Annotated in this window: 21 protein-coding genes and 1 tRNA gene; 5 read left to right on the plus strand and 17 right to left on the minus strand. The window is 47.9% G+C overall.

Translation table 11 applies throughout. The features are described from left to right. Positions 1-19: 19 nt before the first annotated feature. The 9 genes from SAR116_RS02430 to SAR116_RS02470 all read right to left on the minus strand — a co-directional run bounded on the left by SAR116_RS02430 (position 20) and on the right by SAR116_RS02470 (position 8,111). Positions 20-205 carry a hypothetical protein gene (locus tag SAR116_RS02430; protein ID WP_148212236.1) on the minus strand — a complete coding sequence of 62 codons (186 nt, stop codon included), beginning with the start codon at positions 203-205 and terminating at the stop codon, positions 20-22. A gap of 1 nt (position 206) precedes the next feature. Further along, positions 207-401 carry a hypothetical protein gene (locus SAR116_RS02435; protein ID WP_013045344.1) on the minus strand — a complete coding sequence of 65 codons (195 nt, stop codon included), beginning with the start codon at positions 399-401 and terminating at the stop codon, positions 207-209. Between the two features lie 97 nt (positions 402-498). After that, on the minus strand, positions 499-1,524 hold the full coding sequence (locus SAR116_RS02440; RefSeq protein WP_013045345.1) for a sterol desaturase family protein: 1,026 nt from the start codon (positions 1,522-1,524) through the stop codon (positions 499-501). An 84-nt stretch (positions 1,525-1,608) separates the two neighbouring features. Then, a complete protein-coding gene (locus SAR116_RS02445; RefSeq protein WP_238531167.1) occupies positions 1,609-2,763 on the minus strand; it encodes an MBL fold metallo-hydrolase in 1,155 nt (384 codons plus the stop codon). Positions 2,764-2,770: 7 nt separating this feature from the next. Then, positions 2,771-4,939, minus strand: coding sequence for an adenylate/guanylate cyclase domain-containing protein (locus SAR116_RS13140; RefSeq protein ID WP_013045347.1), 2,169 nt, complete (start codon positions 4,937-4,939; stop codon positions 2,771-2,773). 125 nt (positions 4,940-5,064) lie between these two features. Beyond that, entirely contained in the window at positions 5,065-5,517 is a 453-nt protein-coding gene (locus tag SAR116_RS02455; RefSeq protein WP_013045348.1) for an NUDIX hydrolase, read from the minus strand. A 108-nt stretch (positions 5,518-5,625) separates the two neighbouring features. Further along, positions 5,626-6,339, minus strand: coding sequence for a polyamine aminopropyltransferase (locus SAR116_RS02460; RefSeq protein ID WP_013045349.1), 714 nt, complete (start codon positions 6,337-6,339; stop codon positions 5,626-5,628). Positions 6,340-6,348: 9 nt separating this feature from the next. Next, on the minus strand, positions 6,349-7,080 hold the full coding sequence (locus SAR116_RS02465) for a YiiX/YebB-like N1pC/P60 family cysteine hydrolase (RefSeq protein ID WP_013045350.1): 732 nt from the start codon (positions 7,078-7,080) through the stop codon (positions 6,349-6,351). Positions 7,081-7,118: 38 nt separating this feature from the next. Next, a complete protein-coding gene (locus SAR116_RS02470; protein ID WP_013045351.1) occupies positions 7,119-8,111 on the minus strand; it encodes a DMT family transporter in 993 nt (330 codons plus the stop codon). A 232-nt stretch (positions 8,112-8,343) separates the two neighbouring features. On the opposite strand from SAR116_RS02470, the gene SAR116_RS02475 reads away from it, so the two are divergent. The 5 genes from SAR116_RS02475 to SAR116_RS02495 are packed head-to-tail and all read left to right on the plus strand — an operon-like array spanning position 8,344 to position 13,118. Beyond that, on the plus strand, positions 8,344-9,300 hold the full coding sequence (locus tag SAR116_RS02475) for a TRAP transporter substrate-binding protein (protein ID WP_148212337.1): 957 nt from the start codon (positions 8,344-8,346) through the stop codon (positions 9,298-9,300). Between the two features lie 54 nt (positions 9,301-9,354). Then, entirely contained in the window at positions 9,355-10,068 is a 714-nt protein-coding gene (locus SAR116_RS02480) for a TRAP transporter small permease (RefSeq protein WP_013045353.1), read from the plus strand. After that, the gene (locus SAR116_RS02485; RefSeq protein ID WP_013045354.1) at positions 10,065-11,378 is read left to right on the plus strand and encodes a TRAP transporter large permease; all 1,314 of its coding nucleotides are present in this window, start codon (positions 10,065-10,067) and stop codon (positions 11,376-11,378) included. Before SAR116_RS02480 ends, SAR116_RS02485 begins: the two co-directional genes overlap by 4 nt. A 23-nt stretch (positions 11,379-11,401) precedes the next feature. Continuing rightward, positions 11,402-12,085: an aspartate/glutamate racemase family protein gene (locus tag SAR116_RS02490; protein WP_013045355.1), complete on the plus strand. Its 684-nt coding sequence runs from the start codon at positions 11,402-11,404 to the stop codon at positions 12,083-12,085. A gap of 34 nt (positions 12,086-12,119) precedes the next feature. Then, on the plus strand, positions 12,120-13,118 hold the full coding sequence (locus tag SAR116_RS02495) for an isopenicillin N synthase family dioxygenase (protein ID WP_013045356.1): 999 nt from the start codon (positions 12,120-12,122) through the stop codon (positions 13,116-13,118). A 502-nt stretch (positions 13,119-13,620) separates the two neighbouring features. Here SAR116_RS02495 and SAR116_RS02500 read toward each other — a convergent pair. The 8 genes from SAR116_RS02500 to SAR116_RS02535 all read right to left on the minus strand — a co-directional run bounded on the left by SAR116_RS02500 (position 13,621) and on the right by SAR116_RS02535 (position 22,889). After that, positions 13,621-13,696, minus strand: a tRNA-Glu gene (locus tag SAR116_RS02500). A 133-nt stretch (positions 13,697-13,829) separates the two neighbouring features. After that, positions 13,830-15,647: a single-stranded-DNA-specific exonuclease RecJ gene (gene recJ, locus SAR116_RS02505; RefSeq protein ID WP_013045357.1), complete on the minus strand. Its 1,818-nt coding sequence runs from the start codon at positions 15,645-15,647 to the stop codon at positions 13,830-13,832. Next, complete coding sequence (locus SAR116_RS02510) at positions 15,647-16,954, minus strand: homoserine dehydrogenase (protein WP_013045358.1); 1,308 nt, start codon at positions 16,952-16,954, stop codon at positions 15,647-15,649. Before SAR116_RS02510 ends, recJ begins: the two co-directional genes overlap by 1 nt. A gap of 103 nt (positions 16,955-17,057) precedes the next feature. After that, positions 17,058-20,723 (minus strand): hydantoinase B/oxoprolinase family protein, encoded by a 3,666-nt coding sequence (locus tag SAR116_RS02515; protein ID WP_013045359.1) that lies wholly within the window; start codon positions 20,721-20,723, stop codon positions 17,058-17,060. 145 nt (positions 20,724-20,868) lie between these two features. Beyond that, on the minus strand, positions 20,869-21,234 hold the full coding sequence (locus SAR116_RS02520; RefSeq protein ID WP_013045360.1) for a GFA family protein: 366 nt from the start codon (positions 21,232-21,234) through the stop codon (positions 20,869-20,871). A gap of 2 nt (positions 21,235-21,236) precedes the next feature. Then, complete coding sequence (locus tag SAR116_RS02525; protein ID WP_013045361.1) at positions 21,237-21,716, minus strand: GNAT family N-acetyltransferase; 480 nt, start codon at positions 21,714-21,716, stop codon at positions 21,237-21,239. Beyond that, on the minus strand, positions 21,713-22,357 hold the full coding sequence (locus SAR116_RS02530) for an FMN-binding negative transcriptional regulator (protein ID WP_013045362.1): 645 nt from the start codon (positions 22,355-22,357) through the stop codon (positions 21,713-21,715). Before SAR116_RS02530 ends, SAR116_RS02525 begins: the two co-directional genes overlap by 4 nt. Beyond that, on the minus strand, positions 22,332-22,889 hold the full coding sequence (locus SAR116_RS02535; RefSeq protein ID WP_013045363.1) for a GNAT family N-acetyltransferase: 558 nt from the start codon (positions 22,887-22,889) through the stop codon (positions 22,332-22,334). Before SAR116_RS02535 ends, SAR116_RS02530 begins: the two co-directional genes overlap by 26 nt. Positions 22,890-22,952: the final 63 nt, after the last annotated feature.

The following is a 22,952-nucleotide window of genomic DNA, read 5'->3' on the forward strand; positions in this document are numbered from 1 at the left end:
ACAAAACGACGCGATTTCCCTAATCATCCAAAAGCAGGCAAGCATATTGAGGTAAAACAAGATCAGGCCCCTGCTCCCATGCCGCCGCTCTATAGGCATCTGCCACTATTTTGCCTGTTTCGGTCATACAATCGTCAACCGAGTCAAATGTAAGATCGGTTGTTATCACCCCCGATGTCATAATGGCTACCGCTACCCACTCCATCTTAATCATCCATCAACACACAAGCATATTTGTTGAGTTCGATATCCTGCGCTTTTGCTTCAACGATATCGGCTTTGGCTGTCCGCGCCATCAAGGCGGCCTCGGCAGCTTGTTTATAGCAATCATCAACAGTTCGGTAGGTAATATCAGTTGGCACAATGCCCTGTGATAGCACCGCCACTAAAAGCCATTTCATTCCTAAACCCCGCCATATGATTAACTATGGGGCTAGAATAAAAGCGTTATTAATTGCAAACAAGAGCGCAAAATATCTAATTTAATATTTTGTAAAACTAGATTTTTAGATTATTTTTCAATCTACTAAAAGATTCTTGTGAACCATCATGAAAGGTGCCGAACCACCGATCAAGTGGAAAGTCAACACTGCCATAATTACACTCAAAATAACGATGATGCAGTTGATGATGAAAATGACCCAACGCAAAGCGGTCTTTATTGCCAATAAACAAGCTATGAAACCCGCTATGCCCAATAATCGCTGAAAGACCCAGCATATACATATGGAAACAGATATGTATCGGGTGCGACGGTATGAATAAATGAATAAAAACTGACGAGAAATATATGGCATGTTCAACTGGATGCATTGAAATGCCTGACCATGGACCAACATTCACATTGCGATGGTGCAAGGCATGAACCCATTTATAAACGACGCCCATATGCAGAAAACGATGTCCCCAGTAAAAGTGAAACGCGATCCACGGCCCGGTAAGGAATATAATCAGACTGAACAGAACCGGACTATCACCCCACTCAATAGCACTTGCAGCACCACTATTGAGGCGCCATAGCATAATCGCCTGATAGAATGTCCAGAATCCAACGCCGCTGACTAAGGTCCAGAATATATTGTCATGCACTTGATTCCCAAAGCTGAAACGACCGCCCCCTTTATGGCCGAACGCGCTGATATATTTACGTTCGATGCCTTGCCCTTTATGTATATACAAAAACCAGTGCAAGCCTCCAGCAACAGCACAAACCAGTCCCAGATTGACGCCATAAAGAACCCCCACCCATGTCATGCTGCCGCTATCACCATCAACAGGCATAACAGGCTGCATCAGATAGAATGTGGCAATAGCCAAAATCAGAACAAAGCTGACTTCGGATAGCTTCAACCACGTATCACGATGATACGCCCAAATTGTTGGCATGTGCCAAGGCCACTCAAACAGCGGGTTATTCCCTATTGGCAGATCGGGATGCCAGTTCCATTGCTGACGCGCTGATTGTGCCGGGGCATCATGCGATGAACCATTGTCTCTAAAGGGGGTTTGATTGTCAGCTGGCATGGCTTGATCTCCCATTACAGATAAAAATGTTTCAGATTATCTGAAAGCAGGCAATATCAAATCAGCATAACAACGCAAGCTAGCCTATTTGCCGATCAAGGCTTCCCACCATCGCTCAAAGACGCCCGGATCATCCAAAACCACCGTTTGCCCCATAAGCGGAGTCATCACAGATATATTATGTGGCTTTGCTCGTTTGATAATTTCGATCGGCGGATCATACCAGTTATGCATTGATAAGGTGAACATGCCCCAATGAACCGGAACCAGATGCTTGCCTTGCAAATCAATGAATCCCTGTATCACTTCATCTGGCATATTGTGAACAGCGGCCCAGTTTTCATTATATTGCCCGCTATCCATGAACACGATATCAAACGCGCCATATTGATCACCGATGTTTTTGTAATGCACATCATAACCAGAATCGCCACTATAATAGACACGCTTGCCTCCGCCTTGAACAATCCAGGATGCCCACAGTGTTTTCATTGTCGAAAACAGCGCTGTCCGGCCAGAAAAATGCTGGGCTGGTGTACAGATAAAAGTAACGCCATCAAAATCTATCTTATCCCACCAATCCAACTCGATCAGCTTGTCATTCGCAACGCCCCATTTTCGCAAATGCGAACTAACGCCAAGCGGTGTCACAAAGGTTACATCATCATCCTTTAGCTTGATGATCGTTTCCATATCAAGATGATCATAGTGATCATGTGAAATCAGCACATAATCAAGCTCAGGCAAATCATTGAGATTGACTACAGGCGGCTGAAACCGTTTTACCAGAAAACTGACCGGAGACGCGGCATTGGAAAATATCGGATCGACCAGAACGATCTTGTTGTTAATGGACAGCAGGAATGTTGAATGGCCTAGCCAGATGAATTTTACCGTACCGGTGCTATCGCCAAAATCGGCAGGCACCCCCGAACGATCTTCGGGAATTAATTGCGATGGGGACGTTTCATTAGAATTGAAAAAGAAATTATGCCTTAAATTACCTATTGGATCGTCCCAGAAGCTCGTTTCATCCCCCATATTCTCTATGATATCAGGGCGTCGATTGACGAATGTCTTGCTGGCCATATCATAATTGGGTGATGACTGAACAATTTTCAGATGCACATCTTTGGGGGGTTCGCCTAACTGGTCACATCCCGTCAGCATTATAAGTGCCAATGTTACCAGTAAAAATCTTCTCAACATCATCGTTACACCTATAACTTTAATCAACATCCAGCCCTCATTTTGATTGCATCCTGTTCACGCCGTCCCATGTTGATGCGTCCCACCCACCTCTCAAAAGACTTTCACATCTTTCAACATATAAATGTGCCACCATATCGGCCGGATTATTATCATGGATATCAGCAAATATTGTCTGCGCTTCATGAATATTCTGGGCCTGATACAATGTCACAGCTTCATCAAAACGTGCCTTGTTCCTGACCTTCAAAGCCATGATGTCATCAGCTTCAGCATCCAGAACCTCAAACACCTTGACCGCATCTGACTTGCCTTTGACCGCAACCCTGTCAATCATCCGCACGGCAAATAAGCCGGGCGTTAATTTCAAACAGCTATCCTCGCTTATCAGAACCTTTGCCTTATATAGCTTGGTCAGCATTTCAAGTCGGGCAGCTAAATTAACAGCATCGCTGATAACCGACCCTTCCATCCTGTCCGCCTCGCCAAGCGTGCCGAACATCATCGAGCCGGTATTGACGCCAATACCGATATTGATACTCTGCTTACCCTGTGCTTTGGCCTCTTTGTTATAAACGATCAAATTCTGCTGCATTTTCACCGCAGCGGCTGTCGCGTCATCGGCAGACCGATTAAACAAAGCCATAATGCCGTCACCGAGAAATTTATCGATATAGCCATTATGCGCGCGTACGATCGGCCCCATGCGCTTCAGATAGCCATTCACAAAACTGAAATTCTCGTCAGGTGTCATATTTTCCGAGATACTGGTGAATGACCGTATGTCAGAAAACAGAATGCTCATCTCAATCTCGACCTGATCGCCAAGATTAACATCCAGAATGCTGTCTTTCTTTAAATTCAATAACAGCTGCTTGGGAACGAAACGCTGATAAGCCGATGTCAGACGGATTTGCTGATCAAGAGCCAGAGCTTTAAGATCATTGAGTTGTTGTGCCACCGCAAAACCAAAGGTAACAAACATCGACAAAAACAATAACCCGCCACTTGTTGTGGCTACCAGCATGGTGACCCATGTGAACCCGAACATCAGATAGGCAATGATCGAAATGGGGACTGTCAGCAACGGCAACATGAACGACATACACATATATTTTCCGGTCTTGCTTCCCTTGAACCAAGAAACGGCAGATATACCAACGGATGCCAGCAACAATAAACCAAATGGCAAAACCAGATATTGTAATTTGACGACACCTGGTCCAAGCCGGTCAGGTGGATAGGCAATCAAGTCAAATTCTGATGCACCCGGCCATGACAGCGCGGTGACAAAATTGACAAAAATCATAATGGCGTAAAAGCCAATCACCGCCAGAAAAACTCTATCTAAACGCTTAAACTGTTTGTCCAATTCCAGCGATTTTCGGAAAAATTGTAATAGCAGAGCAAATAAAGCTGAATTCAGGACAAGGGTGAATTCGCTATTCGATACCCATCGGTTAATCCCGAACAACATGGCATTTGATGATGTCAGACCCACAAAGGCAGTGGCCTGAAACAGACTAAGAGACAGCCACAGATAATTACCTTTCGAAACAACATAAATGAACAAATAATAAAGCCCAAAAGCAAAAGCCACCGACATGAACACGATGTTGCTGGCAAAGCGGAACAATTCGCGCAATTGCACATCCTGCCATGTCCCAACCGTCATGCGGTCAAGGCCATTGACCCGCCCCATAAAGCGGTCAAACGGATTGCTGCGAAAATAACTGTAAAGCACGGTTTCTTCACCGATAGGCATCAGAACCCTATATTGCCCTAAAATCCGACCATCATCGATCCAGTCACCACTCTCATATACCCAATAGGGATAGCTGATTGCGCCCTGACGGCTAGTTGTGAAAATCTTTTTTTCGCGGTTCCAGTTGTGATTAATGCCGATCTCTTGGGTTGCCGTATTATTGAAAATGCGAACACGAACCCAATAACCATCTGCGATCGATTGATCGCTTTGCAACGTTGAAGACCAGTCGCCTTGTTCCAAAGCCGATAAAGCGGCAGTATGGTCAACTCCCTCCAGAAACGACAGATTCTCGTGCGGAATGGTTGCCAGTTGCTGAGGTTCAATTGAAAAAACAGTTTCGGCATGCGCTATCGTGCTGGTTAGCAAAGCTATCAGAAACGCCAGACACTTTATGCTGTCACCAGACAAACCCAGAAGGCCACGTATGTGAAGCTTCATGCAAAAGTACCACAACACCTAAACAATGTTACCATCACATTTAAAAGCGACTTTAACAATACCAAAGGCAAAAAATTTCCCTGAACAAAGCTTGCGCGCATGAACCATCACGGTCCCCGCGTCAGCTATGCTTGCAGCAACGCTTTTTTATGTTTTGCAATTTCTAATATCCACGGTGCAATAGCATCAAACTGTTTGATCAGTTGCAGATAATCATTGCGTTCGGTGATTTTATGCACCTTGTTCAGAGGTGACCAATGCCGTTCACGTTTATGGTCCTCTGGCCATTTATTGACCTGTTTGGTGACCAAAAGCGGGTAATAGGTAACCAGAACATTTTCAACGTTAATCCCGTTGCTTTTTCCAATCACCACAGTCATAGGAAAATCCGTTAGTAACGTACCCCTTACCCCAGCTTCTTCAAAGGCTTCGCGTTTGCATCCCTGCTTATGCGTTTCATTAGCTTTCAGATCACCTTTGGGCAGGATCCAGCTACCACGGTTCTGCGATGTTACAAACATCACCGCTATACAATCACCGCTTATATCAAAGGGAATAACGCCTATTTTATGACTCATAAAACATCTTATCTTATATCATTTTCTCTAATGTGCATTTTATTATCAGTAATAAATCTAAACAATTTAAATCCAGACCCAAATAAAAAGATTACATGCAGATCGGCTTTATTTTTCGGCAATATATACTGTCTGGCAACAATCAGTTTCCATCAACGGGTTAAAAAACACCACATCTTCCGCATATGCTTTGGCAAATACCTTTGCAAGACGATCGACAAACGTATCATCCGCAGCATCATTCGACCATAAGGCAAAAACACCACCATCCTTCACAAATGTGGCCAGTTGGCGCAAGCCATCTTCGGTATAAAAGCCAGCATGACTATGATTCAGATGAAAATCGGGGGTATGATCAATATCCAGAAAGATGCCGTCAAAACTGCGATGCGGATGCGCTTTATCAAACCCCTTATCATCAGCAGCACAGGCAAAAAAGTCAGCTTCGACAATATCACAACGCGGGTCTTCAGCCAACATGGTGCCAATAGGAAGCAGGCCATGCTGATGCCAAGCAATGACCGGAGCCAGATATTCGATAACCGTCACTGACTTTACATGATCGAAAGCCAGCGCCGCCTGTGCCGTATAGCCAAGCCCCAGCCCCCCAATCAGAATATCAGGCGCAGCATGCGTCATGCGCGATAAAGGGCGCTCGGCAAGGGCGACCTCAGACGCCGTGAACATATCCGACATAAGATGCTCGTCATTCAGAATGACTTCGACAACATCTTTATCGAGCTTTAACTGCCGGCGGCGGCGCAGCGATAGTGGCCCTAGCGGGGTCATCTGATAATCGAGTTCTTCAAATAATACTGACAAATCTAAGACCTACTCATCCCATTTTATATCTTTATAGTTGAACTTACGACTTATCGTCGGTTTGACAATCTGAAAATATGGAGACAGGTCAAAGTCACGCGGCGTGAAATGGCTATAATGTCTTTTTTGCATAACACGCTGATCAATAGAAAAGCGGGTTTGCTTCTGCGTTCCAACAGCGCGCGGCAGAATGGGATATTTTATTGATTGAAACGATTGCGCAACCAGCGTCGAACAAATGGCTTTTGTTGGATCGCCACTGCCAAAAGCGATCAATGAACGCCGATAGCGCGATGGCACAGGGGGCGTGGCAATCAGATAGCGCATTAGATCAAAAATATTCTTACTGTCATATTGATGCCCGATACGTTCGATGGCGAAATTGATCAAGGCGCGCTTATCCGCATCGGTTACATTAACTGGACGACAGATACGGACATTATACCCATCATATTTAGACAAAGGCACCCGACAGACACCATTCACCAGATCAGCCTCCAGCAATGGATCCTGTCCGTCTTTATCACCAACAAACAGACAGACATGCGACCAAGTTGACTGCGTCAGATATTTGATCGCGGTGCTTATCTGGCTATTGCCTTCGACGAGCAATAGGTCACAAGGTTGTAACGTCGCCATTAACTGCGCCTGAGACAAAACCGAAAACCGTTCATATCCTGGCTTTGGTTTGCTCAAATAGCGTGCAAGCATGTTTCCGAAATAGCGTAATATGGATTGCATATGCTTAAAACCAAACCCTATTTTTCATATCACCAGTTCTATTCTATGCGCTTGTCCTTTTTGCCGCGCTTGAACTTTTTGAAAAAGCTATGCGAAATCGCAAAGCGGGGGCGTAATCCGTTGTCTGGGCGGAAAATAGCCTCGGACAATACCGGCTGCAATGATTGCTTTTGGCTCAATTCGCGTTTCACGATATAGAGACCACTAGCAATGATCAAAGCAGATCCCGCAACCAGCGATATGGTTACCTGATCGCTAAATAGTATCAAACCGAAAAATCCGGCCCATAATATCTGCGAATATTGCATCGGGGCAATAATCGCCGCATTAGCATTTTGAAAGGCTGAGACAATGAAAAACATCGCCAGAAACCCTAAAAGAGCCAGAATGGCAATGCTACCAAGATGCAATAACGGCATGGGTTCGTAAACAAACGGCAAAACAGAACCCATAATCAGAAAATTACCCAACATAGGGTAAAGTAGCATGACAGCCATTTTTTCACGTTGTCCAATTCTGCGGGTGATTAACGAATTGGTGGCTGCGCCGACAACGCCGCCCAAACCTGCCAGATGACCTAACGTGAATGACACATCACCTGGTTGCAAAACCACTAGAACACCAATAAAGCCAACAAGCACTGATAATCCACGATGCAGACCAACACGCTCCCCAAGCACGGGAATTGATAAAACCGTGATCAATATGGGGGTCAGAAACAACAGCGCATATGTCTGTGCAAGCGGCAATACCGAAAAAGCATAAAAGGTACAAAAACCCGACAGCGATGTTGCCAGCACCCTGATACTCATCTGCACAGGATGATGCGGCCACAGGCTACCTGTGCGCGGATTTCTGAGGATATAAAGCGTGACCAGAGGAAAGGAAAACAGCACCGAAAAGAACATGATTTGAAACGGGGTATAAAAGCCACCAAGATATTTTACAACAACGTCATGCGTTGAATATAAACCAAAACCAACAAGCGAAAGAAAGGCACCCTTAGCTGATGATTGTTTGATTTTTCCCATGCTTACTTTTGACAGCTTTTAACCAATATAACCAGCCTAATTTTATCAAAAAACAATCAATCAACCTGTTTTTTTAGTATATTTTTCTATTAAATTGATCTCATCCGCCTTGACAAAAATACTTAATGGACGCGAATTTTAAGAAAGGGCTAAGTCTTTTAGTCACACTGAAAACAAAATAAACGCCCTGTAATTAATTAGGGAGATTATTATGAAACACGTCAAAACAATAATGGCTACAGCCGTTGTTAGTGCAACAATGGTTTCAGTAGCCGCACAAGCTGAAAAATGGGATATGCCCATGGCCTATGCCGCAGGTAATTTCCATTCGGAAATGGGTGTGGTCTTTGCTGATAGGGTTCGTGATTATACCGATGGTGATATTGACATTACCGTGCATGCTGGTGGTTCCCTGTTTAAAGGTGGTGAGATCAAGCGCGCTGTTCAAACTGGCCAGGCACCAATTGGTGAACGCTTCATGTCTGCACATGCAAATGAGGTGCCTCTTTTGGGCTGGGATAACTTGCCGTTTCTGGCAACGACATATGCAGATAACAACAAATTATGGGCTGCTGCCAAAGACAAGGTCAATGCCCAGCTTGATAGTCTGAACCTTGTTGCCCTTTACACCTGCCCTTGGCCAGGTCAGGGTTTTTATTTCAAGAAGGCTGTTAATTCATCTGCCGACACCCAAGGTGTAAAATTCCGTTCCTATAATACAGCGACAGCAACCTTTGCAAAAGAGCTTGGCATGACACCTGTTCAGGTTGAAGCTGCCGAACTATCGCAAGCACTGGCAACAGGCGTCGCTGAAAGCTTCATTTCTTCCGGTTCAACAGGCTATGATCGGAAAGTGTGGGAACATCTCACCCATTACTACAAGGTGAATGCGTGGCTGCCACGAAACTATGTCATCGTCAATAAAGGTGTTTGGAATGGTCTCGATAGCAGCACAAAATCAGCCATTCAGAAAGCGGCTGACGAAACTGGTGCTGATTGTTCTGCAAAGTCGGCAGAACTCGCCAACTGGTATTTCGAACAGCTTGAGGCCAATGGCATGAGCGTTGAAGATGCAAGTGCCGATTTCCTTAGAGAACTTAAGGCTATTGGTGCAAAAATGCAGGCCGACTGGCTCGCTTCGACAGGTGCAGATGGCCAAGCCATCATTGACGCCTATAAGTCAATGTAACTGAAGATGAAATGATTATGCCCCTTGCCATTGGCGGGGGGCATAGATTTAATTATGACAAATTGGCCTCTATTACTCGGAATGCCGCTTTGGTTCTGGTTGTTCATCCTTCCTGCCATGGTTGCTTTATTCTGTCGTCTTGCCCGTTTCCGCATCCAGCCTCTGCTAAAACCAGTATGGCGTATGCTGGATCGTGTTTATCTTGCCTCGGGCATCATTGCCGCCATTTTTATGATCACAATACTGGTTATCATCATGGCGCAGATGGCGGCACGTTGGCTCAATATACCCTTTGAAGGCTCGACTGAATTTGCCGGCTATGCGATGGCCGCGACGTCATTCTTTGCACTGGCGCATGCGCTGAGTCGCGGTGCCCATATCCGGGTATCGATTCTATTGAATCTAAACCGTTACACCAGACTTTGGCTGGATGCTTTTGCAACGCTGATCGCGGCGGTAATCGCCACATATTTTGCCCGTTTTGCGGTAAAGACGAATTTCATGTCAGAAATTTTGAATGACCGGACACAAGGTCAGGATCAGATCCCCGAATGGATTTTATCGATACTCAAAATGCCCGGTACCTTTCCAACTGAATGGGCAACATTATGGGCAAATACCAGTAATGAATTGATTTTTACCCCGGTCTGGGTGCCACAGATACCTATGTCGATTGGTACAATCCTGTTGGCCATTGCCTTATGGGACAATTTGATACGTCTGCTTGTAACAAGTGAAACCGCCATCAAGGGAGAAGTAGTTAAATGACCGAACTATATGCCACCGGCATTTTCCTATTTGTTCTATTTGCCATGCTTGGTAGCTCCGTATGGGTTGGCCTTGCGCTTGTTGGCGTTGCCTTTGTGGGGATGGAACTGTTCACCTCGCGCCCTGCTGGCGATGCAATGATTACGACCATCTGGACAGGTGCCTCAAGCTGGACACTGACCGCCCTGCCCCTATTCATATGGATGGGTGAGATTCTGTACCGAACGCGATTATCCGAAGATATGTTCCGCGGGTTGGCGCCATGGATGCGCTGGTTGCCTGGTGGTTTGTTGCATACAAATATTGCCGGATGTACTCTTTTTGCGGCTGTATCGGGGTCATCGGCGGCGACTTTGACCACTGTGGGTAAAATGTCGATTCCCGAATTACGTCAACGTGGTTATCCAGAATATATGATCATCGGCACCTTGGCTGGTGCTGCCACCTTGGGGCTCATGATTCCACCGTCATTGACGCTTATTGTCTATGGCGTATCGATCAATGAATCGATCACCAAATTGTTTCTGGCCGGTGTTATTCCCGGACTGGTTCTGGCGGGTTTATTTATGACCTATATCATAGCGTGGCATTTTTTACGGCCATCCGAACGACCTGCCGCCGAACCAGCAATATCATTATCACAAATGATTAAAGACAGCCGGTTTCTGGCTCCCGTTCTTATGTTGGTATTCCTTGTCATCGGGTCAATGTATTTTGGCTGGGCCACAGCCACCGAAGCTGCTGCTGTAGGTGTTGTCGGGGCTTTGGGGCTGGCAGCTTTGCAACGGTCATTATCGATGGAGACCTTTCTGTCCAGCCTCATGGGGGCTACCCGCACATCGGCGATGATTGCGCTCATCTTGATGGGTGCGTCATTCCTGTCTTTATCTATGGGCTTTACTGGCTTGCCGCGCGCCTTGGCAGGATGGATTGATGAAATGCAGTTATCACCAATCGTTCTGATTGCCGCATTGACGGTCTTTTACATTATCCTTGGTATGTTTTTGGATGGCATTTCCTCGGTCGTTTTGACCATGGCAATTGTCGAGCCGATGATTCGGCAAGCTGGCATCGATGTGATATGGTTTGGCGTATTTGTCGTGGTCGTGGTCGAAATGGCACAGGTGACGCCGCCTATTGGTTTCAATTTGTTTGTTCTGCAAGGCATGACCAAACATGAAATTTCCTATATCGCGCGTACCGCCATACCAATGGTTCTGCTGATGGTGCTAATGGTGATCATTCTGGTGATATGGCCAGAGCTTGCGACATGGTTGCCGGATAATGTGCGTCAGAGCCCATCAAGCTAGACCGGATATAGCCGGAGACACTTATGGCAAAACTGACAGTCTTGCAACTTGATACAGCATTTCCGCGTTTACCTGGGGATGTTGCTTCACCTGATAGCTATGACTGTGCCATTGAAATCGTGACCATTCCTGCGGCCACCGTAAAAGCCATCGTCACTGATCATCCTGACCAAACGGATATCAGTGGTTTTGAAACGGCGATTGATCTTATTGACCGCACCGCAGAGGATGATGACGTTATCACCACATCCTGTGGATTTTTATGCTATTGGCAGAAACATCTTGCCCGCCGAACGCGTCTTCCCTTTGTTGCTTCGGCTTTAACTGATATGCCGCGCCTGCAGGCACAATATGGACAACGGCTTGGCATTTTGACCTTTGATGCAAACACCCTCACCCAGCCTGCTTATGCTCCCGCCTTAGCTGGCTTTAACGGTTCCATAGCTGGTCTGCCAAAGACCGCATATCTGCGTCAGGTTATCACCCAGAATGCCCCCCAACTGGACAGCCAGCGCGCTGAAGCTGAACTTATTGAACTTGTGCGCAAAATGATTTCAGACACACCCATTGACGCCTTATTGCTCGAATGTACTAACCTGCCCCCCTATAAAGCCGCGTTGAAAGCCGAATTTGGCATTGAAATTTATGATATTTTGACAGTTTTGCATAAAATCGACGCACAAATGGTTAAACCGTATTATAATTGAAATTATGTAACGGCCAATTCATGGAGATACCGTTATGGCTGATATAAAAACACCCGGATATGCCAAGGCTGGCCTTGTGAATTTTGAAGATATCCCGGTTATTGATCTTAGTGATATTGATACCGATCAGGGGCGCCAGAAAATCGCCCGGGAACTTGTGCACACAGCAAAAACGATTGGCTTTTTCTACATAAGCAATCATGGCATTTCCGCAGACATATGTGCCAAGGCCTTTGCCGCATCGCGCCGTTTCTTTGCCCTACCATCATCAGACAAAAGCACCATCGAAGTTGATCAGCATCAACGCGGCTGGATGGCGCAGGGCATGGCCAATCTCGAAGGATCAAAAACCTATGATGCAAAGGAAGTGTTTTTCTGGGGATTTGATGTCGCTAATGACGATCCTGATGTCATCGCAGGCTTGCCCATGGTGCACCCGAATCAATGGCCGGATGATGTCGCACCTTTCCTTCGCCGTGATATTCTGCCCTATTATGAAGCAGTTCTTGATCTCAGCCGGAAACTCCTGGCCGCTTTAGCGGTCGGGCTAGGACAATCCGCCGATATGTTTCAGGCGGCTTATCAAAAACCGCTAGGTCGTGGACAATTGGTCTATTACCCCATCTTGAACCAAGAGGACATAGATGCCGAAAGATTTGGCGCGGCGACACATTCGGATTTTGGCGTTCTGACAATATTGATGCAGGATGACTTGGGCGGCCTTCAGGTTCAAAGGCTTGATGGGAACTGGATTGAAGCCACACCAATCGAAGGTACGCTGGTTTGCAATATCGGTGATCTACTCGAACGCTGGACGAATGGCGTACTCATCTCGACAAAACATCGGGTGTTGAATCGTGCGCATAAAAGCCGGTTTTCGATTCCAATTTTCTGTGATCCGGCAAGTGATGCCATCGTTGACCCGCGGGATTTTGACCCAGACGCCGACATTAGCACCTATCCGCCAATCACCGCAGGCAATTATATCATGGGGCGCAATCAACGTAATTTTGCCCAATATGAGAATAAATGACAATATTATTAGGCTGGTGTCTTATCAACCGTTACGGCGTAAACTTCTTGGGTATTTAATGATGGGGAATCAACGACTTTATAGTGCGCTTTGCTAATCTGCTCACATTTTTCATAAACTTCAAAGCTTTCATATTCATAGACAACCATGCGATAGTATTTGTCAGGGTGATCTAAAAAGATCGTTTGTTTGGCAGAAAGTAACCTATAAAATTATCTAGGGAATTTTAATGGACATAATAAGTACGATTAAGGCTTTGTTTAGTGGCGAGCGAGTCTCTCAAAGCGATACGTTGATTCTGGCTTTGGTGGTATTGGCTTTATATATTTGTATTAAACGGTTTATGAAGCGCAAAAGCGCCGATAAATAGACGCTTAATATCGTCTCTATCATCGTTATTTTGTAATCAAACTTTCTCCAAAACCTGCCCCAAACGCAAAAACGCCCCCGGCCAGCAAAGGTCGATGGTTCATAAACTATTGATTTAATGTATTAAACGACTTGGCATCCCGTAGGGGATTCGAACCCCTGTTGCCGCCGTGAAAGGGCGGTGTCCTAGGCCTCTAGACGAACGGGACATAAAGGCAAGTGAGGTTGTATTAGTCAAATAACGCGGCCAAATCAAGCCGATTTCGCGCCAAACAGCCAAATAAATGTATAAACCGTTATGTAACCTTCAAAAACCCACTGTCACATTGGTTTTCAGCCGTTTTATGACCGTCCAAATGCGAGTGCGGGCGTGGCCACATCCTCTATTTCAATCTGCATGGCACGGCCGCCACGATAGCGGTCGCGGCGTAATTTACCCAATATATGCAAATAACGCCCATCAGCGGCTTGTTGCAGCAACTGGCCAATGGGTGCCCCACCCGCTTGAAAGGCGATCGCATTTAGCGCGGTACCACTTCCATCATCAAGACGGCATGAAACATGCGCTCCCGCGTCACCAACCAGACGGATATTCTTGATGCGGCAGTCAGGAAGCACAAAACGTGGTTCTGGATTTCCACTGCCAAACGGGCCTAATTTATCCAGCCAGTCAGATACTTCAGGCTGGCATCCGGCAACGCTCAGCAACGCACTCACTTTATGCGACACTTTCGGGATTTCACCTTTCAGATCATCCAGCAGACGTTGATTCATAAAGGCCTGAAATGCGGCAAGCTTGTCTTTCATAATGGAAAAACCAGCCGCCATATCATGCCCGCCACCACCTTCCAGAAGCCCCATCTGATGCGCCGCAATAATCGCATTACCAATCGCAAAGCCGGGAATACTGCGTGCCGAACCTTTGCCCAAACCATCGGGGGAAAAAGCAATCACACAGGCGGGCTTGGCAAAACGGTCTTTCAGGCGTCCGGCAACAATGCCTATCACGCCTTCATGCCACGCCTCATCTCCAACTACCAGAACATGGTTATCACTTTGCGCACTGGCCCGATCCATGGCATGGGCACGTATATCGTCTTCGATGCTACGCCGTTCTTTATTCATTTCATCCAGCCGTGCGGCAAGCCCGATGGCTTCATCTTCACGCTGACAGGACAATAGTTTGACCCCAAGTTCAGATACGCCAATCCGCCCCGCCGCGTTGATACGCGGGCCAATCAGAAATCCCAGTGCATAGGGATTCGGTGCGCTATTCATGCCGGCCACATCGGCCAGACGGGCAAGTCCATGATTATGCCGGTTTGCCATGATTTTAAGCCCTTGCGCTACAAAGGCACGGTTTAAATCGGTCAACGGCACAACATCACACACGGTGGCCAATGCCACCAGATCAAGCTGTTGCAACAGATCAGGCGCCTTACGATCCTCGAAAAAGCCCCGCTGGCGCAAAGCCCGAAGCACCCCGACCAGAACAATAAAACAGACACCAGCGGCGCATAAATGGCCATAACGACCATCCTCATCAAGCCTGTTGGGGTTGATAACACTATGCGCACGCGGTAATTCTGGACCCGCTATATGATGATCAATCACAATCACATCCATGCCACTATCGGCAACGGCGGCAAGCGGTGCATGCGCAGAAATACCGCAATCAACGGTTAACAGCAAAGACGCGCCTTTTTCCTGCAGGCGAGTCAGCGCATTGGCGTTCGGGCCATAGCCCTCTTTGAAACGATCGGGAATATGCACAAATGTTTCGATATGCAGCGCCCGCATGACATTCACAAACAACGCCGCTGCCGATGCGCCATCAACATCGTAATCACCAAAGATACCAATCGCATCTCCGGCCTCGACACTGTCGGCAATACGCGCGACCGCCTTATCCATATCCTTAAAGCGCGAAGGATCAGGCAAAAGATCGCGCAAACGCGGATCAATCAGCGTTTCAACCTCGATTGCGCTGATACCACGCGAAGCCAGAATACGGGCAATCGGCAATGGCATATCGGCAAAATGCTCTTGCAAGCCAGCCGTATATCGATCGGTATCATGTGCATTTAATGATGCGGAGATATGGTCCCAACGGGCATCGCTTGCGGACTGCGTGATTCCAAGGCATGCGTCAGGCGTCATTACCCCTCCTGCTCGCTTGGTACAATCGGCATGGATACCGGTGACGCCTTCACACAGGAAAGCGCACTAAGCGCGCTCAAAGCGGCTTCTAGCGCCGATGCAGGGCATTCATGCGTTGTCATGGCAAGTGCCACAACATCATCAGGTGCCCGCCCCTGCTGGACAAGCGACTCTACGGAAATATCATGTTCTTGCAGAATTCTTGTCACATCGGCCAGAACACCCGGCTGGTCAATCACCGTCAGACGGATATAAAAGGCTGTATCAGGGCCATTACCATTCTTGGCCTTGCTGCCATCGCTAAGCGCGGCCATCGGGCGGCCAAACGGCAAACAGGCGCGTCCGGCCGCAACATCGATCACATCAGCTAATACGGCTGATCCTGTTGCCCCTGCCCCCGCGCCAGGGCCAACTGATAAGACGCTGCCAATCGGCATACCATCATAGGCAACAGCATTCAAAACACCATCAACCTTAGCCAGCTGGCTTGATAACGGCAATAAACAGGTTTCCATCCGTGGCACACGACCTGGCTCAGCTACACCAACAAGCTTGATACGGAATCCAAGCTGGCGGGCATAGGCAAAATCAACCGCCGACACATCACGGATGCCGCTTATTTTGACCGCTTCGAAATGTGGTGTATGACCAAAGGCAATCGCCGCCAGAATGGTCAGCTTATGCGCGGCATCAATGCCATCAACGTCAAAACTTGGTTCGGCTTCGGCATAGCCGAGCTTTTGTGCATCAACAAGCACATCGTCAAAATGCTCGCCAGTTTTTTCCATGCGCGATAGAATATAGTTACAGGTGCCATTCAAAATACCGGCAACGCGGGAAAATTCATTCGCTACCAGTCCTTCGCGCAATGTCTTAACGGCAGGAATGCCACCAGCCACTGCCGCCTCAAAGGTCAGCGCAACCTCATTCTCCTCTGCCAGTTTTGCCAGCGCACCACCATGATGCGCAATCATCGCTTTATTAGCCGTGACAACATGTTTTCCGGCCGCTAAGGCCGCGCGTGTTAGATCAAGTGCAACACCCTCACTGCCACCGATCAGCTCGATAACAAGGTCAACATCATCAATTTTGGCAAGATCGCGTGCATCATCCACCCATTGGATACCATCCATTGAAAAGCCACGATCACTATCCTTGCTTCGCGCTGATACGGCTACCAGTTGCAAGCGGCTACCGCCCGCCGCGCTCAGCGCGTCGTTGCGTCTAATCAACTGGCGAGCGACTTCACTGCCAACGACGCCTAGACCGGCAATAGCAATATTCAAAACAGATTTTTCATAAGTCATCAAAGATTTCCATCAAGGCCGAAGAAAAAAGCGGAAAAACGGCTCACCACCACCTGCATTTTCTAACGAATTGGTCATAAACTAGCAAGCATAACTGGTGCGATTAGCCGTCGTCATTTTTGCCAAACCCGCCACCTCCGGGGGTTTCAATGACAAACACATCACCGGGCTTCATTGTGCGCAAATCGGTAGCCGTTAATGTCTCGATTGACCCATCGGTGCGTTCGACCCAGTTTGCGCCGGTAGCCGCTGCCCCACCGCCTGCCATGCCATAGGGCGGTACAATCCGGTGGTTAGCAAGGATAACAGCTTCCATTTCTTCCAGAAAGCGTGTGCGACGCCGGACACCATTGCCGCCCATATACTTGCCGACACCACCAGAGTTTTCCCTGATTTCAAAACTTTCCAGAATAACGGGATAGCGCCATTCAAGCACTTCCGGATCGGTCAGACGACTATTGGTCATGTGCGTATGCACCGCGTCCGTTCCGTCAAAATCAGGGCCTGCGCCAGATCCCCCACACAGGGTTTCATAATATTGATGCGTATCATTGCCATAGATGAAATTATTCATCGTACCTTGTGCTGCTGCCATCACCCCAAGCGCGCCATACAGCGTATCCGTAACAATCTGCGACGTTTCTACATTGCCGGCGATGACCGCGGCTGGATAGCGGGCTTTTAGCATGCAATCATCAGGTAAAATGATGCTGACCGGCTTCAGGCAACCTTCATTCATTGGTATATCATCATCTACTAACGTTCTGAAAACATACAATACTGCGGCACGGCATACAGCCGCAGGAGCGTTGAAATTGTTAGCCCCTTGTGGACTGGTGCCGGTGAAATCCACCACCGCTGACCGTTTCGCTTTATCAATCGAAATCTTGACTTTGACCTGCTGCCCATTATCCATCGGATAGGTAAATTCGCCATCACTCAGCACATCAATCACGCGGCGTACCGATTCTTCGGCATTGTCTTGCACATGCCCCATATAGGCAATGACCGTATCAAGCCCGAACTGCACCACCATCTTGTTTAGTTCCTGCAAGCCTTTTTCATTGGCGGCAAGCTGTGCCCGCAGATCGGCAATATTCTGTTCGGGGTTGCGCGCTGGATATTTTGCCTCTTTCAGAATTGCCATCATTTCGGCTTCGCGATAAGTACCGGCATCGACCATCTTAAAATTATCAATCAGCACCCCTTCTTCATCGATATGCGCTGAATCTGGCGGCGCTGATCCTGGCGTGCGCCCGCCCACATCTGGGTGATGACCTCGACAAGCGACAAAGAACAGAATATCGCTTTTATCTGCCTTGAACACTGGCGTAACGACAGTAATATCCGGAAGATGCGTACCCCCATTATAAGGGTTGTTCAGAACAAATGAGTCGCCCGGATTGATATTGCCTTCATTACCATTGATGATCGCGCGTACACTTTCACCCATTGAACCAAGATGCACCGGCATATGCGGGGCATTGGCAATGAGCGAACCGGTGGCATCAAAAATGGCACATGAAAAATCAAGCCGTTCCTTGACATTCACTGACAAAGCCGTGTTTTGCAGTGTATAGCCCATCTGTTCGGCAATCGACATGAACAGATTATTGAACACTTCCAGCATTACCGGATCACAGCTAGTACCGATCGCATGGCGTTCTGCCCGTGCTTCGGTACGCCGCAACACCAGATTGCCGATGTCGGACATTTCCGCTTCCCAGCCAGGCTCGACAACATTGGTGCCAGTGGCTTCGATAATCAAAGCGGGACCTTTGATCCGGTTGCCAGCGCCGATCTTGTCACGCTGAAAGACTGGTGCCTTGACAAATTCACCCCCCATATAGGCATCAACGATGTCAACTGGCTGGGGATCATCCGCGCTCATAGGTTGGCTGATCGATGGCAAGTCAAATGTATGACCAATCGCTTCAACCGAAATGGTGGCCGCGATCAATGCTTTGCCTGACATCAAAAATCCGAAACGTGACCTGTAGGCGGCCTCATAGGCGACGGTCATCGAGTCTATATCGCCATCATAGGGAACTTCCAACGCTGTATCCGAGCCATCATAGCGCAGATGCACAAACCAGTTGGTTTCCATGCGCTCAGCCGCGATATTCTGCGCCCGCACCTCGGCTTCGGCATCCGTAGCCAATGCGCTCAGCTCACTTTCAAGACGGCCAAGCAATTCCGTGTTCAGATGCGCTTCAACCGACCTTTCGCGCATCGCCGTTACATCGGCCAGCCCCATGCCATAGGCTGATAACACTCCGGCAAATGGATGAATCAGCACCGATGTCATGCCCAGATTATCGGCGATCTGACAGGCATGCTGTCCACCAGCCCCGCCAAAACATTGCAAGGTATATTCGGTGACATCATAGCCGCGTTGCACCGATATCTTTTTGATCGCATTCGCCATATTTTCAACCGCTATACGCAAAAACCCATCGGCAATGGCTTCGGGCGAGCGATCCATACCGGTGCTGGCCTTGACCTGTGCTGCCAGCGCTTCAAATCCGGCACGTACAGGCACCGCGTCAAGCGGTTGATTCTGGTTCGGGCCAAATACTGGGGGAAAGAATTGCGGTTGTAATTTACCCAGCATCACATTGCAGTCAGTGACCGCCAACGGGCCGCCGCGTCGGTAACAGGCTGGCCCCGGATTGGCACCAGCGCTTTCCGGCCCCACCCGAAAACGCGCGCCATCGAACTGGCATAAAGACCCGCCACCTGCCGCAACCGTATGGATCAACAGCATTGGCGCATGTATCCGCACGCCAGCTACAACAGTCTCAAACACCCGTTCAAAGGCATTTTCAAAATGCGCCACATCGGTTGATGTTCCGCCCATATCAAACGTAATCACCCGGTCAAAGCCAGCTTGCTGCGCCGTTTTGACAGCCCCGACAATCCCCCCAGCCGGCCCTGACAAAATCGCATCCTTGCCCTGAAACAGACTCGAATCTGTCAAGCCGCCATTCGATTGCATCAGTTGCAAATTGGTGCTGTTTCCGTCATCTGACAGCGCCTCGGCAATCCGGTCGATATAGCGGCGCAAAATCGGCGACAGATAAGCATCGGCGATCGTCGTATCGCCGCGCCCGACAAATTTGATCATCGAGCTGGTCTGATGGCTTGTCGAAATCTGGCTAAAGCCAATATCTGATGCCAGTTTGGCTATCTTTTGCTCATGCCCTGGCACACGGTAAGCATGCATCAACACAATCGCAATCGACCGGATGCCATCATCATAGGCGGCTTGCAGACGCGGCCGCAGATCATCCAGATCAAGCGGCACCAGCACATTATCCTCGGCATCAATGCGCTCATTAACTTCTTCCACGCGTTCATACAGCATTTCAGGCAAGGTAATCTTGCGGTCAAACAGCCGCGGACGTGCCTGATAGGCAATACGTATCTGGTCACGGAAACCCTTTGTTACAACCAGCAAGGTGCGGTCACCCTTGCGCTCCAGCAGTGCATTGGTGGCGACCGTTGTGCCCATTTTCACCGCATCAATCAGGCTGGCGGGGATCGGGTCGTTGCTCTCGATATTCAGAAAGTCGCGGATCCCCTGCAACGCGGCATCATCATAGGCTTCCGGATTTTCCGACAGTAATTTATGCGTCGCCAGCACGCCTTCGGGACTGCGCGCTACCACATCGGTGAATGTGCCCCCACGGTCAACCCAGAACTGCCAGCCGGATATATCCGCGCCTTTATCTGAAGCGTGCGTTTTGTCAAAAGAGTCCGGTGGCATAAAATATCCGTTCACAAGCAGTAATCGAAAGAACAAACAGCAATATCGATGAAAATGATTCCGCTAAATATGTTCGTAATGAATGTCGCGGATAACCGCCCGTCTTGTCAATTTGTCTTGTCAATTTTGATCTATGAAAATCAGCTTATTTTCTGTCACAGACATGATTGATACCATCGCTAATCTTCGCATCCATAAAGGCATGAATATCGACCATATCAAAACAGGCAATATTAACCCCATAAGTAGTCGGGTCAGCGCGGCGCTTATGAAATGTATAAATACCGCATTTTTTACAGAAATAATGTTTTGCTTCACCTGTATTCCACCGATACAGCGTCAGCAACTTTTCACCTTTGACAATCTTCAGATCGTCCAGTTTGACCGAGGCCATGACCGCCCAGCGGCGACGGCATAGGGAACAGTCACATCTCTTGGCGCTAACAAATTCTCCATCAAACGGAATTATGAATTCTACCCCGCCGCAATGACACGTACCGGTTATGGTCATTTTCAAAACTCCTTTTCGAAATATACGCGGTCATAGCCGTCAACTTCACCGCGAAAGGTTTCGCTAAAGCCAAGCGCATGATACCAGCTGATATTCCGTTCCATCTTAACATTCGTATAAAGCTGATAACGGTCACAAAGCGGGCGCAGATAATCTTCTATAAAATCCATCATGCGCTTGCCTAGCCCCTTGCCTGCCGCCATCGGCGTTACGGCCACATTTTCAAGCCAGTAATCATCACCTTTTTTGACAATTATGGCAAAGCCAACAATGTCAAAATCGTCACGCTTGCCACTATCACTTTTGGTATCGGCCACCTTGTCCTCGACAACAAATACAATATCATCCGCTATATGCGCCGCATAATCAGCCAGCATCGGCGCTGGCCTCCGCCCCATCAGCGGCACATAATCCCGATAGGCCGCCACCGCAATCGCAGCGCACGTTTCGGCATCATCCATAGTGGCTTTACGTATCTTCATAACTTCTCTTCATCCGGCATAATCCGCGCCATTGCATCGGCCAGCACGGGTCTATCCGCTTCCAGCTTCTGCCGCACATTATCTCTATCCTGTACTGGCCGGTTCTGGCTCATTTTTGACTTGGCTTCACATCTTGAAACCGAAATGCGCAACCCGATAATTGATGCTATCTGTTCATCCAGAAAATCACGCGGCGCATCACGCATTTTCCAGGCCTTATCACCATTAACTCTTTGTTCAAACAGGCTGGTCAATTTGCCAACCACTGACCGCAGGAATTTCACATCATCACTAAATGTGATGGTGCCGTGAAAATGCACAATCTGGTAATTCCATGTCGGCACGACCTTATGATGCTCTGCCTTTGATGGATACCAGTTCGGGCTGATATAGGCATCCTCGGCATGAAAGATCACCATGACATCGCTAGATTGCGCGACAATCTCATGCATGTCATTGGCTTTGGCGATATGTCCGATTAATGATTTATTGCCATCATCATCCGTTTCCAGTAATAGCGGGATATGGTTGGCAAGCAGGCCATCTGCACCATGCGTTACCACCGTGGCAAGCGGAAAAGACGTTACGATCTTTTCGATTTCGCTATCACGCACTTCATTGAAATGGACGGGTATATACATTTCGAGTCACCTGTTCCTGTTTATATATTTCATGGCGGTTGACTTCCTGTTGCAGATTAATGGGGCCAGGCGTTGTCCAATAACGCTTAACTGGTCGGAACCCCAGACTTTGCAAAACCTTGTTTGGCCCTATATTCTGCGCATAAGGTTCGCAAATAATCATCTGTAAATTCAGAATATCAAAAAACATGGCAATTGATTGCCCAAGACAGCTTTTGGCAATGCCCTGCCCGCGATTGGCATCATCCCAGATATGCATATGTATCATGCCCGTTTTGCCATATGTGAAGGGCGACATATTCGAATGGCCAACCAGATCACCCTGAAATTCCCATCCAAGATAGAACATATGACGCTCAGACAATGATGTGTGAAACTGATCTGTCAGTGTCTTGACCCATTGGCCTCTTGACGGCAATTTTGTTTTATCAACGCCAAGCGCCAATAAATGGCTATCACTGGCATTGCCCCAGTAATCGGCAACCAGCATATGTTCCGCCAAAGTCATTTCGCGCACTATTATACTACTCATCGTAAAAATCTGTCTCCATAATTGTTTTTATTCAACAATTTATGGAATTAACCAATTTGCCCC

Origin of the sequence: Candidatus Puniceispirillum marinum IMCC1322 (assembly GCF_000024465.1) — a bacterium.
Taxonomy (GTDB): domain Bacteria; phylum Pseudomonadota; class Alphaproteobacteria; order Puniceispirillales; family Puniceispirillaceae; genus Puniceispirillum; species Puniceispirillum marinum.

Excerpts from the sequence above, each read along its gene's own strand:
- SAR116_RS13140 (WP_013045347.1), bottom strand. The coding sequence starts at position 4,939 with ATGAAGCTTCACATACGTGGCCTTCTGGGTTTGTCTGGTGACAGCATA.
- SAR116_RS02530 (WP_013045362.1), bottom strand. The coding sequence starts at position 22,357 with ATGTATATACCCGTCCATTTCAATGAAGTGCGTGATAGCGAAATCGAA.
- SAR116_RS02465 (WP_013045350.1), bottom strand. The coding sequence starts at position 7,080 with ATGCAATCCATATTACGCTATTTCGGAAACATGCTTGCACGCTATTTG.
- SAR116_RS02510 (WP_013045358.1), bottom strand. The coding sequence starts at position 16,954 with ATGACTTATGAAAAATCTGTTTTGAATATTGCTATTGCCGGTCTAGGC.
- SAR116_RS02475 (WP_148212337.1), top strand. The coding sequence starts at position 8,344 with ATGGCTACAGCCGTTGTTAGTGCAACAATGGTTTCAGTAGCCGCACAA.
- SAR116_RS02445 (WP_238531167.1), bottom strand. The coding sequence starts at position 2,763 with ATGTTGATTAAAGTTATAGGTGTAACGATGATGTTGAGAAGATTTTTA.
- SAR116_RS02485 (WP_013045354.1), top strand. The coding sequence starts at position 10,065 with ATGACCGAACTATATGCCACCGGCATTTTCCTATTTGTTCTATTTGCC.
- SAR116_RS02455 (WP_013045348.1), bottom strand. The coding sequence starts at position 5,517 with ATGAGTCATAAAATAGGCGTTATTCCCTTTGATATAAGCGGTGATTGT.
- SAR116_RS02430 (WP_148212236.1), bottom strand. The coding sequence starts at position 205 with ATGGAGTGGGTAGCGGTAGCCATTATGACATCGGGGGTGATAACAACC.
- SAR116_RS02520 (WP_013045360.1), bottom strand. The coding sequence starts at position 21,234 with ATGACCATAACCGGTACGTGTCATTGCGGCGGGGTAGAATTCATAATT.
- SAR116_RS02470 (WP_013045351.1), bottom strand. The coding sequence starts at position 8,111 with ATGGGAAAAATCAAACAATCATCAGCTAAGGGTGCCTTTCTTTCGCTT.
- SAR116_RS02440 (WP_013045345.1), bottom strand. The coding sequence starts at position 1,524 with ATGCCAGCTGACAATCAAACCCCCTTTAGAGACAATGGTTCATCGCAT.
- SAR116_RS02495 (WP_013045356.1), top strand. The coding sequence starts at position 12,120 with ATGGCTGATATAAAAACACCCGGATATGCCAAGGCTGGCCTTGTGAAT.
- SAR116_RS02515 (WP_013045359.1), bottom strand. The coding sequence starts at position 20,723 with ATGCCACCGGACTCTTTTGACAAAACGCACGCTTCAGATAAAGGCGCG.
- recJ (WP_013045357.1), bottom strand. The coding sequence starts at position 15,647 with ATGACGCCTGACGCATGCCTTGGAATCACGCAGTCCGCAAGCGATGCC.
- SAR116_RS02435 (WP_013045344.1), bottom strand. The coding sequence starts at position 401 with ATGAAATGGCTTTTAGTGGCGGTGCTATCACAGGGCATTGTGCCAACT.
- SAR116_RS02525 (WP_013045361.1), bottom strand. The coding sequence starts at position 21,716 with ATGAAGATACGTAAAGCCACTATGGATGATGCCGAAACGTGCGCTGCG.
- SAR116_RS02480 (WP_013045353.1), top strand. The coding sequence starts at position 9,355 with ATGACAAATTGGCCTCTATTACTCGGAATGCCGCTTTGGTTCTGGTTG.
- SAR116_RS02535 (WP_013045363.1), bottom strand. The coding sequence starts at position 22,889 with ATGAGTAGTATAATAGTGCGCGAAATGACTTTGGCGGAACATATGCTG.
- SAR116_RS02490 (WP_013045355.1), top strand. The coding sequence starts at position 11,402 with ATGGCAAAACTGACAGTCTTGCAACTTGATACAGCATTTCCGCGTTTA.